At 62.6% G+C, this 13090-nt stretch carries 11 protein-coding genes and 1 tRNA gene; 8 read left to right on the top strand and 4 right to left on the bottom strand.

What is annotated here, in order from left to right; genetic code table 11:
• The 8 genes from DMP07_RS06700 to DMP07_RS06665 form a co-directional block, all read left to right on the top strand.
• Positions 1-192 (top strand): transposase (locus tag DMP07_RS06700; protein WP_211324533.1); only part of this gene is annotated, 192 nt, incomplete at its 5' end.
• A gap of 248 nt (positions 193-440) precedes the next feature.
• Positions 441-1826 carry a replicative DNA helicase gene (gene dnaB, locus DMP07_RS06695; protein WP_123198375.1) on the top strand — a complete coding sequence of 462 codons (1386 nt, stop codon included), beginning with the start codon at positions 441-443 and terminating at the stop codon, positions 1824-1826.
• Positions 1827-1899: 73 nt separating this feature from the next.
• Positions 1900-3141, top strand: coding sequence for a metallophosphoesterase family protein (locus DMP07_RS06690; RefSeq protein ID WP_244594905.1), 1242 nt, complete (start codon positions 1900-1902; stop codon positions 3139-3141).
• Positions 3138-5258, top strand: a complete 2121-nt coding sequence (locus DMP07_RS06685; protein ID WP_123198373.1) for an ATP-binding protein — start codon at positions 3138-3140, stop codon at positions 5256-5258. Before DMP07_RS06690 ends, DMP07_RS06685 begins: the two co-directional genes overlap by 4 nt.
• Before the next feature lie 77 nt (positions 5259-5335).
• Positions 5336-6646 carry an adenylosuccinate synthase gene (locus DMP07_RS06680; RefSeq protein ID WP_123198372.1) on the top strand — a complete coding sequence of 437 codons (1311 nt, stop codon included), beginning with the start codon at positions 5336-5338 and terminating at the stop codon, positions 6644-6646.
• Positions 6647-6822: 176 nt separating this feature from the next.
• A complete protein-coding gene (gene purD, locus DMP07_RS06675) occupies positions 6823-8094 on the top strand; it encodes a phosphoribosylamine--glycine ligase (protein WP_123198371.1) in 1272 nt (423 codons plus the stop codon).
• A 6-nt stretch (positions 8095-8100) separates the two neighbouring features.
• Entirely contained in the window at positions 8101-9435 is a 1335-nt protein-coding gene (locus tag DMP07_RS06670; RefSeq protein WP_123198370.1) for a coproporphyrinogen III oxidase family protein, read from the top strand.
• 204 nt (positions 9436-9639) lie between these two features.
• Positions 9640-9715, top strand: a tRNA-Phe gene (locus DMP07_RS06665).
• A 106-nt stretch (positions 9716-9821) separates the two neighbouring features.
• Here the strand turns inward: DMP07_RS06665 and DMP07_RS06660 are convergent.
• The 4 genes from DMP07_RS06660 to DMP07_RS06650 all read right to left on the bottom strand — a co-directional run bounded on the left by DMP07_RS06660 (position 9822) and on the right by DMP07_RS06650 (position 12989).
• Positions 9822-10043 carry a DUF3006 domain-containing protein gene (locus DMP07_RS06660; protein WP_123198369.1) on the bottom strand — a complete coding sequence of 74 codons (222 nt, stop codon included), beginning with the start codon at positions 10041-10043 and terminating at the stop codon, positions 9822-9824.
• A gap of 11 nt (positions 10044-10054) precedes the next feature.
• A complete protein-coding gene (locus tag DMP07_RS08710; protein ID WP_148039654.1) occupies positions 10055-10423 on the bottom strand; it encodes a hypothetical protein in 369 nt (122 codons plus the stop codon).
• Positions 10424-10580: 157 nt separating this feature from the next.
• Positions 10581-11756, bottom strand: a complete 1176-nt coding sequence (locus DMP07_RS06655; protein WP_123198368.1) for a toxic anion resistance protein — start codon at positions 11754-11756, stop codon at positions 10581-10583.
• Between the two features lie 42 nt (positions 11757-11798).
• Positions 11799-12989, bottom strand: coding sequence for a 5-bromo-4-chloroindolyl phosphate hydrolysis family protein (locus tag DMP07_RS06650; RefSeq protein ID WP_123198367.1), 1191 nt, complete (start codon positions 12987-12989; stop codon positions 11799-11801).
• Positions 12990-13090: the final 101 nt, after the last annotated feature.

Raw genomic sequence — 13090 nt, 5'->3', positions numbered from 1 at the left:
ATCTTCGACAAGCACGCGAATCTCAAGTACAAGTTTGGCAACAGGAAGTTCTGGTCCGAAGGCTACTACGTGTCGACGGTCGGCCTCAACGAGGCTACGATCGCCAAGTACATCAGGGAGCAGGAGGTCGCGGACATCGCGCTGGACAAGCTCAGCGTCAAGGAGTATGAGGACCCGTTCAAGACGAAGTGATGGCCTGCCGGTTTTACCGGCACGCCACGGGTCAAAGGCAGTCGGGCCTGAACAGGGTGAAGGCCAGCGTCTTTAGGCGCTGGCCAGAATCCCTAGGGTTATACCCTAAGAGCAAACCACCCGTTATCACGGGTGGTTTTGATTCGCGCTGGTTTTTTGTCCATTTGTCTGGCCGCGCCGAAGAGGGGGCGCGTGCATTAAGATGATTGCTCGAACCATTTCTAACGAGTACGACGGAGCATGTGATTATGGTCGATAACGCCAGCGCCAATCCCCCGGTCCTTCAGTCAACCACGGGGCGCACCCTTCCCCACAACATCGATGCCGAGAAGTCGGTGCTTGCCGCATGCATGCTCAATCCCGAAGCCGTCGACGACATCGCCACTAAGCTCAGGCCTGAGAACTTCTTCCGCCCCGCGCACCAGCGTATTTTCGAAGGTATGCTCGAGCTGAACACCAGGCATATTCCCATCGACCAGATTTCTTTGGCCGAGCGTCTCGCCGCCGAGGGCCAGCTCGAAGCGGTGGGCGGCAAGCCGTATCTGGTCGAGCTTGCCAACAACACCCTTGCGCTGACAAACTGGAAAAGCCATACGGAAATCGTGAAGCGCACGAGCGTTCTGCGCGATCTGGTGTATGCGTCCACGAATATTAACGCGCTCGCCTACGACGCCCCCGACGATACGAACGAGGTCATCGAAGAGGCCGAGAAGATGCTTTTCACCGTCACGCAGAAGCGCGTGTCGTCGTCGTTCCAAAACATCACCGACCTGCTGACGCAGGCTTTCGAAGAAATCGACGACCTGGTGAACAACCAGAACCACATGGCAGGCGTGCCCACCGGCTTCACCGACGTCGACAAGCTGTTCTGGGGCCTTCGCGGCGGCGACCTGCTGATCCTTGCCGCCCGTCCCGGCGTCGGCAAGACGTCGTTCGCGTTGAACCTTGCCACCAATGCGGCGAAATCGGGCGCCGCAGTGGCCTTGTTCAGCCTCGAGATGGGTGCGAACCAGCTCGTGCAGCGTATTCTGTGCTCCGAGGCCCGCGTCAATTTGGGCCAGCTGCGTCAGGGCAAGCTCAACGAAGGCGACTGGTCGGCCATCATGGACGCCGCAGGCAACCTTTCCGGTCTCGAGCTGTATATCGACGACACGCCCGGCCTGTCGCTGCTCGAGATGCGCGCCAAGGCGCGCCGTCAGCTGCGCGACAAGGAAAAGGGTCTGATCATCGTGGACTACCTGCAGCTGATGCAGCCGCCTTCGAACCGCCGCGACGGCAACCGCGCGGTGGAGGTCGCCGAGATTTCGCGAGGCCTGAAGGTACTCGCGAAAGAGCTCAATATGCCCCTGCTCGCGCTGTCGCAGCTGTCGCGAGCCGTCGAAATGCGCGGCACGAAGCGCCCGATGCTTTCCGACCTTCGTGAATCCGGCTCGATCGAGCAGGACGCCGACATCGTTATGTTCATCGACCGAAGCATGGACGAGGCCGAAGGCGAGCAGGAAGGCCGCCCCGAGTGGGGGACGGCCGAGCTGATCGTGGCGAAGCATCGTAACGGCGCCACGAGGGATATTACCCTGTCGTTCAACCCCGAGTACACGAAGTTCGGCAACTACATCGATGCGTCCCAGATTTAAGGTTTTCGCCGCCAATCGAAGCGCGTCGCCGGCCGCCGATCGTTTGCGATAGACTCGAAGCATGCAAGAGCGTGTGACATTCATCCATTCGGGCGACATCCATCTGGGTGCGCCCTTCAGGGGCCTGCGGGCCCTTTCTCCCGCTTGGGCCGACCGTCTGGCCACGGCCATCCCCGACGCCTACGACGCCATGATCCAGGCATGCATCGACCACGAAGTCGATTTCCTGCTGCTGGCGGGCGATGTGTTCGATACCGACAAGCCGAGCTATGCTCACTACCGGCGCTTTCTCGCGGGGCTGAAGCGCCTCGAATCGAGGCATATCCCCGTCTACATCATCGCAGGCAATCACGACCCGTTCGCCACCTGGCATGACATCGTGGCGGACCTGCCCTCCAACGCCCATCTGCTGCCTTCGGACGCACCGTCGTTTTCGGTGTTTCGCAAAGACGGGCACCCGTGTGCGCTGATCGCCGCGCGCGGTTTTTCGAACATGGAGAAAGGCGCCGATATCGCGGCGGGCATGACCCGCGCCGCCGCCGAGCGCGCCTGCGGCGTCGAGGCCCCGTTTTGCATCGGCATGTTGCACTCCGGCTTGTGGATGGACCCTTACAAGGCTCCTACCTCGGAAAAGGCGTTGCTTGCGGCCGGCATGGACTATTGGGCGCTCGGCCATATTCACAAAAGCTACCTGATGCCCGAGCACGACCCGCGCATCGCGTTTTGCGGATGCGTGCAAGGGCGTGACATCAAAGAAACGGGCCCGCGCGGATGCCTGAAGGCCACGCTTGTCCAAGGGGAGCCGAATAAGGTCGAATTCATCGCGACGTCCCAGGTGGAATGGGGCCGCGTGCGCGTCGACGTGTCCGAATGCGCGGGCAGCGACGCGGTGATCGCGGCATGCGTGCGTGCGGCGTTCGCCGAAAACGCCGGCGGTTCGTGCGAAGAGATGGTCGTGCGCATCGTTTTGGAAGGCGCCACTCCCCTGCACAAGACGCTATCCGACCCCCTTGCGCTCGAGGCGTTGCGCAAAGAACTCAACGAAAGCTATCCGTCGTTTTACTGCGACGCTCTCGTGTGCGAAACCGAGGCCGTGCGCGACAAGGCGAAGATAGCTTCGTCGAACACGTTCGAGGGCGCGCTTCTGCGCGGGTTCGCGTCCGATAGCGACGACGCCCTTCTTGCCTACTTGCAGGAAGAGTTCGCTGCGCGCGGGCTGACGGTGCCGCGTTGCGTGGCTTCCCATTTGGATTCGATCGCCGCGCGGGCCGAGGATACGGCCCTTTCGCTGCTCGAGGAAGGACGTTCGCGATGAATGCGCCGAAGACGTATCTCCAGCGCCTGCATATCGCGGCGTTCGGGCGTTTTTTCGACACGACGATCGGGCCGTTTTCGCCGGGTCTCAACGTGGTATACGGCGCGAACGAAGCGGGAAAGACCACCGTCAACGCGTTTATCGAAGGCGTTCTGTTCGGTTGGGAAGATGCGCGCGGCCGCAAAAACGTCTACAAGCCGAGCATCGCGAACCGTTCGGGCACGTTGTTTTTCGCCGACGCCGACGACGGTTCGGCCTACGAGATTTCCCGCATTCGCAACGCCGACGGCCCCGCATTCGAGCCCGTCGAGGCTTCGGGGCTGCTGGAAACGCTCGACAAAGAGACGTTCGACACGATGTTTTCCCTGACCAGCGACGAATTGCGCAGCCTCGAGGGCGCCACCGACATGGCCGCGAAGCTTCTGACCGCAGGGTCGGGAACGGCCGTGTCGCCCGTGGCGGCCTTGGCGGATGCGGATAAGAGGATCGCCGCCTACACGAGCCGTGCCGCGTCGGCGACGGAATCGTTCGTGCATCTGCGCGCCGAAGAGGACGAGTGCAAACAGGCCTTGGCCGCCGCGCGCGAGCGATCCGATTCGTTGAAGGCCGAGTACCGCGAATACACGGCCCTCGCGGCCGACAGAGAGCGCCGAACCGACGAGGTGTCGTCCCTGAACGAGCTGATCGAGCAGACGGCGTCCGCGAAGGCCGAGGCGGCCCGCCTCGAACGCGTGGCGGAAGAAGAGCGCTGCCGCATGAAGGAATGCGACGGCAGGCTTGCGTCGCTCGACGGCGACGAAGAGGGCGGTCTTTTCTCCGACGAGGCCGCCGAAGCCGCCGCGGGCGCGGCCGTGGAGCGCCTTGCCGAGGAGTCGGCGCGTCTGGCCCGTCGCGTCGATGCGGCGCGCGATGCGTTCGCCGCCGCCCGCGCCGAAGCCCAGGAGATTTCGGAGGGCGCGAAGGGGTCTTCGCCGCGCGCGGTGCCCGTCGTTTTCGGCGCGCTTGCGGCGGCATCGCTTGCCGCGCTTGCGTATTTCGCCTGGTCGGGCGAATGGGCGGCCGCCGTGGCGTCGGGCGCTGCAGCGGCTATGGCGGCCTTGAGCCTGGCCTGGACGCTTCGCATGTCGCGCGTCGCGGCTCGGCCCGCGCAGGAGAGCGCCGCCCGCCAGGCCATGAACAGGGCGCGCGCGGTTCTGGAATCGTGCGAAGAGGAAGAACTCATGCTTCGCCTGCGCATAGAAGAGGAGCTCGCTTCGATGGGACTTCAGGCGGCCCAGGGTTCGCTTTCCCAAGCGCAAAGCATGGTGGCCGCGTCGCGCGACCGCCGTCAGCGTGTTCAGGCCCGCCGCGCAGCGCGCGACGAGGTGGCGCACGTTCGCGAGCGCTCCCTCGAGTCGCTTCGCCAGGCGTGCGCGTCGAGGGACGCGCTGTTCGCGCGTTGCGGCCTCGAGCCTTCCCAGGGCATCGCCGCCTTCGACCAGAAAGAAGAGGCGCTCAAAGCGCGCCGTCTCGAGGCGATCGAGGACATGCGTGGCTCCGATGCCCGTCTGGGCGAGCTCAAGCAGCTGCTGCGCGAGGGGGCGCTGTCGAGCGAATTCGACATCCTGAAAACCCGCCAGGCCCAGATCGTCACGCGCAAGAGCGAATCGGCCGAAGCCTTGGCCGAGCTTCTGTTGGCCCGCCGCGCCCTGCAGCGGGCCGCGGATGCGTGGAAAAGCGAAAGCGTTCCCGCGGTGTATCGGCGCGCTTCGGAGCTGCTCGCGCTGATGACGAACGGGAAGTGGACCCAGGTGCGCGCGGACGAAACCGGCGCGATCGTGGCGGTCGATGCCGTGCATAAGCGCTTCGAGCCGCGGTTTCTTTCGACGGGAACGTGCCAGCAGCTTTATCTGGCGCTGCGCATCGCCTTGCTCGAGCGAGCGAGCGACGTGGGCGCGGGACTGCCGGTGCTCGCCGACGACATCCTGGTCAATTTCGACGACGAACGCCGCATCGGCGCGGTGAAGGCGCTGGCTCAGCTCGCCAAGACGCGGCAGGTGGTGTTTTTTACCTGTCATAAGGAGATTCTCGAGACCGTCAGGCGATACGCCGGCGAGTGCACGACGGTAGCGCTATAATCTAAAGGTTGTCTAATGTATTAAGGTTGTCTAACGCATTTTTTTCCTATTCAGGGATGTCAATCGAAAGGACGAACATGCCGAACGTGGTTTTGGTCGGCGCCCAGTGGGGCGACGAAGGCAAGGGCAAGGTAACCGACCTCATCGCCCGTGATTTCGACTACGTGGTGCGCTATCAGGGCGGCAACAATGCCGGCCATACCGTTATCCACGGCGACAAGAAGCTCGCCCTTCACCTGATTCCCTCGGGCATCATGTATGAAGACGCAGTGCCTGTGATCGGCAACGGCGTCGTGGTGAACCCTCAGGTGCTTGTCGAGGAAATGAGGATGCTCGAGGGCGAGGGCCTGAGCTGCGAGCGCTTGAAGATTTCTTGCGATGCGCATGTCATCATGCCGTATCACATCGAGCTGGACAAAGCATCCGAGTTCCGTTTGGGCAGAAACGAAATCGGCACCACGAACCGAGGAATCGGTCCGTGCTATCAGGACAAGGCCGCCCGCAGCGGCATCCGCATCCAGGACCTGCTTGACGAGCACGTGTTCCGCATGAAGGTGGAGGCCGCCCTCGAGGTGAAAAACGCCATTCTCGAGAAGGTCTACGGCAAGCGCACGTTCACGGTCGACGAGATCTGCGACGCGTACCTGCCCTACGCCGAGGTCATCCGTCCCCACATGGCCGAAACCGCCCAGCTGCTCAACGACGCTCTGCGCGACGGCAAGCAGATCCTGTTCGAGGGCGCGCAGGGCACCCTGCTCGACATCGACCACGGCACCTATCCGTTCGTGACCAGCTCTTCGTGCTGTGCCGGCGGCGCGGCCACCGGTTCGGGCGTCGGCCCCACGGCCATCGACCGCGTGCTCGGCATTCAGAAGGCCTATGTCACGCGCGTCGGCGCGGGTCCCTTCCCCACCGAGCTGCTCTATCCCGAAAACGGCGGCGAGGGCCAGGATGCCATCGACGGCGACATCCTGTGCTCCGAGGGCCAAGAATACGGCGTGACCACCGGACGCAAGCGTCGCTGCGGCTGGTTCGACGCCGTGATCGCGCGTTACGCGGCCGAGGTCAACGGCCTCACCGACATCGCGCTCACCAAGCTCGACGTGCTGTCCGCTTTCGACGAGCTGAAGATCTGCGTCGCCTACGAGTGCGACGGCAAGCGCTACGACTACTTCCCCATGCAGCAGAGCGTTCTGTTCCATGCCAAGCCGGTCTATAAGACCATGCCCGGCTGGAAGGGCCAGGACATCACCGCGGCGAAGAGCTTCGACGAGCTTCCGCAGGCTGCTAAAGACTACGTGGCCGAAATCGAGCGTCTGAGCGGCGTGAGGGCTTCGATCATCTCGGTCGGTCCCGATCGCAACCAGACCTTCATGCGCGGCTGGTAGCGCATTCCGACAAAGCAATCGCGCGAGCCTGCATGGCTACGTTGCGACAGAACGGGTATGAAGAACCCGGGGGCACAGCCTCCGGGTTCTCGACGATAGAAAGAAATTCCGCGCCGGTCGCGGATCGAAGGTTCGCGGGAAAGGTCCCGCGATCGTATTGAAAGGATGAGCTCGACGTGAACGTACTAGTGTTGGGCGGCGGCGGCCGCGAACATGCTTTGACGTGGGCTATTGCAAAATCTTCTCGCGTCGGCGAGCTGTATGCCGCTCCGGGCAACGGAGGCACGGCTTCCATCGCGCAGAACGTCCCGCTCGACGCCGAAGACGCCGATGCCGTCATCGGCTTCTCGCGCGACCACGACATCGACCTGGTGGTCGTCGGCCCCGAGGCCCCGCTGGTCAAAGGCGTCGCCGAGAGGGTCCGCGAGGCGGGCATCGCGGTGTTCGGCCCCGACGCGCAGGGCGCCCAGCTCGAGGGCAGCAAGAGCTTCTCGAAGGAGTTCATGATCGCCCACGACCTGCCCACCGCGCGCTACAAGAAGTGCACCTCCGAGCAGGAGGCCATGGAGTACCTGCATGAAGTGGGCGCTCCCATCGTGGTCAAGGCCGACGGTCTGGCCGCCGGCAAAGGCGTCATCGTGGCCGACTGCATGGAAGACGCCGAAGAGGCCGTGCGCGACTGCTTCGCGGGCGATTTCGGCGAGGCCGGCAGCATCGTGGTCATCGAGGAGATGCTCGAGGGCCCCGAGTGCAGCATGCTGGCGTTTCTGGCGGGCGGCAAGGCCCTGTGCATGCCGTGCGCCCAGGACCACAAGCGTGCCTACGACGGCGACCGCGGCCCCAACACGGGCGGCATGGGCGTGTATTCGCCCGTTCCGTGCGTCACCGCCGAGGTGGAAGAGCGCATGCAGCAGATCATGCAGCAGGCCGCCGCGGCCACGGCCGAAGATTTCGACACGCCGTACCAGGGCGTGCTTTACGGCGGCTTCATGCTGACGGCCGAAGGCCCCAAGCTGCTCGAGTTCAACGCCCGTTTCGGCGATCCCGAGACACAGGTCATCATGCCGCGCATGGAAAGCGACGCGCTCGACGTGTTCTCCGCCGTGGCCGATAACCGCCTGGGCGACATCGACCTGCGCTGGAGCGACAAGTGCGCCGTGTGCGTCGTGCTGGCCAGCGAGGGCTACCCCGGATCCTATGAGAAGGGCAAGGTCATCCTGGGTATCGAAGAGGCCGAAAGCCTCGAGGACGTCACGGTGTTCCATGCGGGCACCGCGTTCAACGCCGATGAAGAGCTTGTCACCAACGGCGGCCGCGTGCTGAACGTCGTGGCCCTGGCCGACACGTTCGAAGAGGCGCGCGAGCGCGCCTACGAGGCCTGCGACAAGATCAATTTCGAAGGCAAGCAGATGCGTTTCGACATCGCTTTGCGCGCGCTCGAGGGTTAGGACGGTATGCTCAGCGAACGAATGCTTACGCGCGCGGTGCGCACCTGCGCATCGCGCTTCATGAATATCGAACCGTGCGACGACGCTCGCATTCCCGGGCCTACGCCGGGTCAGCCCTACATGCTCTACATCCACATCCCGTTCTGCGAACGCCTGTGCCCGTATTGCTCGTTCAATAGGTTCCCGTTCTCGGAAGAGCGCGCGGTTCCCTATTTCGAGAACCTGCGCCGCGAAATGATGATGGTCAAAGAGCTCGGCTACGATTTCGATTCGCTCTACATCGGCGGCGGCACGCCCACGATCATGCTCGACGAGCTGTGCGCGACGATCGACCTTGCGAAAAGCGAATTCTCCATCAAGGAGGTTTCGTGCGAGACGAATCCGAACCACCTGATCCCGTCGTATCTGGAGAAGCTCCAGGGCCGCGTGGACCGCATGAGCGTGGGCGTGCAGAGCTTCGACGACGGCCTGCTCAAGCAGATGGACCGCTACGACAAATACGGCAGCGGCAAAACCATCCTCGAGGCCATCAAGGTGGCGGCGCCGTACTTCAAGTCGCTCAACGTGGACATGATCTTCAACTTCCCCGCGCAGACGGAAGAAATTCTGAGGCGCGATCTGGAAATGGTGCTGGAAAGCGGCACCAGCCAGACCACGTTCTATCCGCTCATGGCGTCTCCGTCGGTCGAGAAGTCGCTTGCGGCAACCGTGGGCAAGGTGGATTACGAACGCGAGCAGCGTTTCTACGAGATCATCTGCGAAACGCTCGCAGGCGGCGACAACGCGCCGTTCACGCACGGCTCGGCATGGACGTTCAACAAGGCGGTCGAAGGCGGCGCGGGCCAGGGCGGTTCCGACCAGATGATCGACGAGTACATCGTGGATTACGAGGAATATCCCGCCATCGGCTCGGGCGGCATGACGTATCTGGGAGCCACGCAGTACGTGAACACGTTCAGCGTTCGCGAATACAACGAGGCGATCGAGAGCGGCCGTATGTCTTTGATGGGCAAGGCCACGTTCTCGAAGCGTAACCGCATGCGTTACCGCTTCATGATGCAGCTGTTCGGCCTGCGTCTCGATAAGAAGCAGTGGCAGCGCGATTTCGGCTGCAGCGTGGCGGCGGGCCTGCCTGTGGAATACGGGTTCATGAAGTCCGTCGGCGCGTTCGATATCGACGATGCGGAGCAGATCACGCTGACCCCCAAGGGACGCTATCTCATGGTGGTCATGATGCGCCAGTTCTTCATCGGCGTGAACAACCTGCGCGACCAGGCGCGTTCGGCTCTTCCTGAGGATGAGCGCGATTTGCTTTTCGGCGCAGGCTGTGCTATGAAATAGAGCCGCAGATTCTTGAATTGCTAAAAAAAGGCCCTGATGAGGGGCCTTTTTACGTTGTATAGCAAAAAGGCGGGGTGCGTGCCTGCGACGGAGGTGCGCGGCGTCTCGCGTATGCTTCGCCGCATGCTCTGAGAAAAAAATAAGAAATTCTTCTTGCAAAATAAGGGTGCTATCGGTAATATATGTACTCGCGCTAGCGCAACTGGTCAGGTAGCTCAGTTGGTAGAGCAGGGGATTGAAAATCCCCGTGCCGGGGGTTCAAGTCCCTCTCTGACCACCATTGAATTCAAAAGCCGCTCTTCGAGCGGCTTTTTTGCTTTTCACGACTTGCCCCGCTTAGCTCGAAGCTTGGCGAGCAAGCAGCTTGGGCTGAGCGGGGTTTCAGGCTATGCGCGGCCGAAGAGGCTGTCGAGCCTGCTGCGCAGCTGCGCCTTGCGCTCGGCCGTGCGCTTCTCGTCGATCGCCCAACATCCCTTTTCGCATTCCAGGCAATCATGCTGCTGAGAGCCGATCGGCAAATCGCCGGTCGGCATGGTGATGAACTCGCCGTCTTCGCGCTCGAGCACGGCAAGGCCGTCTTCGATGCGGTCGATGATGTAGCGCGTCATGGTCGGGCCTCCTACCAGGTGGGCGGCTTGCAGACCTTGCAGGCGCCGTAGCCGCTGTTGTAAGCGTCGCTCGCGCTCATGGGCGTGAGGTTTTTCGAATTCTTGATAGTGGAGCACCAGTCGTAGTGGTACTTCGAGCCCGTTTTGGTGATGTAGACCGTCGTGTTCATGTCGGGCCCTGGCTGAGGCTGAGGCTGCGGTTGGGGCTGGGGCTGCGGAGCCGGCTCGGTCGGCGCGCTCGGCGCGGCCGTTAACCAGACCTGCGTCGTGTTGGAGTAGGCGGTGATGCTGCCCTGGCGGTCGGTGCGGTAGACGTTGGAGCCGCTGAGAAGCTGCAGAACGCCGTTTGTGGGGTGTCCGTAGTGTTGTTGAGCCCGCACGAAATCACGGCGTGAGAAGGCGTCGTCTTGGCCACGAGAGCCGCCGAGGTTCCCGCGCTGATCCGCGCCGGCTCACCTTCGTTGCTTTCGATGGGAAAGAATCGGGGCGGACGCTTTCGGACGTCCGGCCCCGATCGGGCGAATATGGGATGCAGCGCTATGCGCGCGGAATTTCGAGCATCTTCTGCTTGAGCTCGGCTTCCATGCGGCGCATTTCCGCTTCGGCCTCGGCGCGCTTCTGGCGGCCTTCCTGCTGGATCTGCATGACTTCGTCGAAGGTCTTGATCAGCGTCTCGTTGGTGTTCTTGAGGGTTTCGATATCAACGATGCCACGTTCGGATTCGCGCGCTACCTCGACGGTGGACGTATGCAGCATCTCGGCGTTTTTCTTCAGCAGGTCGTTGGTCATGTTGGTGACGGCGTTCTGGGCGCGCACCGCCTCGGCGGAGTTCGCGATGCCCAGCGCCAGCACCATCTGGCTCTTCCACAGAGGAATGGTGTTCACGATCGTGGTCTGGATCTTTTCGACCATGGTGACCTCGTTGTTCTGCACCAGTCGGATCTGCGGCGCGGTTTGCATGGCGATCGTGCGCGTGAGATCCAGGTCGGAAATCTTCTTTTCGAAGCGCGTGCACATGGCCTCGAGGTCCTGAGCCGCCTGGGCGTCTTCGGCGCGGCCGGTGGCGTGCGCCTTTTCGACCAGCTGCTTCAGCTCGACTTCGCGCACCTGGGCGAGCTTTTTCTTGCCCGCCAGGATGTACATGGTCAGCTCTTTGAAGTACGTCAGGTTGAGCTCGTACATCTTGTCGAGCATGGCCGCGTCCTTCATCAGCTTCATCTGATGGCCCTGCAGCGCTTTCACGATCTTATCGACGTTGCCTTCGGCCTTATCGTAGCGGGCGCGCAGCGCCTCCACCTTGTTGGCGCCTTTTTTGAAGAAGCCGAACAGGCCCTTTTCTTCGGTGGCGTCGAAGCTGCGCAGCTCGGTGACCACGCCGCTGATCAAATCGCCCACTTCCCCGAGGTCCTGGGTGCGCACGTTCGCCAATGCCGTTTCGCTGAAGTCGGCCATCTTTTTCTGGGCGCCTGCGCCGTACTGCAGCACGAGGCCGGAATCGCGCACGTCGATCTGCTGCGCGAAGCTGTCGACCATCTGCTTCTCCTCGGCGGTGAGCATGCTGTCGTCGAGCTGGTTCGCGGCGGGCGGCTGCTCTTCGATCGCAACGACGGGCTGGGCCGCGGCGGGCACGGGCGCGTCGTCGAGCACGGGGGTCAGCGTAAGCGTGGGAGCGGGCACGTCGTTTGAGAGCGGGTTGTTTACGGTGTCGGTCATGGAGGTCCTCCTTGGACGTTCGAACGGCGGTTCGGGCCGCCGTTAGGAAAGCGGCTGCTGCGGCGTTTGCGGGCCGCTCGTCTGGCTTTTCAGCGGGCTGTCGACCAGGCCTTCCTGGGCGAGCACGGTGCGCAGCACCGAGATGTCGGACGAAACGTCCCATGCCATGTCGCGAAAGATCGAGTCGAGCAGTTTTTCGAAGGCGACGCTCAACGTGTCGAGCGTGGCTTCGATTTCGTGTTTGGACGCGGCGATGTTGGGGCCTTGCACGGGCTGCGAGTCGAGGTCGCGATAGGCGTCGAGCAGCTTCACCGTGGTGGGCAGGTAGTAATCCATCAGCTTGCCCAGGTCGTCGATCACCTGGGGCTGTTCGGCCGCGCGGTCGAAGATGGTGCGCACCACGTGTTCGATCTGGTCGATTTTCTTCGAGATTTCTTCGCCTTCGATCGCGTCGTTGTTCGCGCGGATGCGTGCGATGTAGGCCTCGCCGCGCGCCAGCAGGGCCTGGGCTTCGGGCGTCAGGGGCTGCTTCTCGGCGATCGCGGGGGCCACGCTTTGCGCGAGGTCCTGCTGATGCCTGCGGTGCTGAGCTTCCATCTGCGCTTCGCGGTACTGTCTGTAGGCTTCGCGCGTCATGATGATCATGGTTTCGGAATCGTCGAGCGCGGCCTGCTTGAACATGCCTTTGCCGAGCATTTTCTTCACGTTTCTCAACACCGACTTCGGCGAGCTCGCAGTGCCTGCGGCTAGCTCGTCGATGGTGCAATGCTCGCGTACGCCGATGGTGTCGCGGTAGTTTTCGAAGTTTCTGACCAGCTCGAGCTTTTTGATCCCCGTATAGAGCAGCATCGCTCCGCCCGCCGCAAGCAGCAGCGGAGGAGCGACGAGCAGCGCGTTCCCGATGGTGGAAAGAATTCCTGCTCCAAGCAGGCACGGAACCAAGACGGCCGCCCCCCAGCCCGTCATGGCGATTCCCGCCGCTCGCGATCCGCCCGTTTTGGCGTAAAGCGTCTGCATGGTGGCTTGCTGCTGCCTGCGCTGGACTTCCTTCGCGTATTCTTCCTGCGCGCGGCGAATGCCGTTGGAGGCCTGCGCCAGGCCTTTGCCGATGTTTTCGGCGGCCGCGCCGATAGAGCGCTCCACGGTTGCTTGGAGCTCGCGGTAATCCTGCGAGGAGACGGCTTGCTGCACCGCGTCGCGGATCTGGTCGCCGATGTTGTTGGATGCTGCCATGGCTGCCTTTCCGACGCGCCTTTTTCGGAGAAAGGCGCCAGAGTGGGAACCTTTTATTTCGGCGTTATTCTACCGCAGGCACGTTACGAAACCGCAACGTG

The organism is Slackia faecicanis (assembly GCF_003725295.1).
Classification (GTDB): Bacteria; Actinomycetota; Coriobacteriia; order Coriobacteriales; family Eggerthellaceae; genus Slackia; species Slackia faecicanis.
The sequence above is the reverse complement of the archived record's forward strand: the minus strand, read 5'-3'. Positions and strand labels throughout refer to the sequence as shown.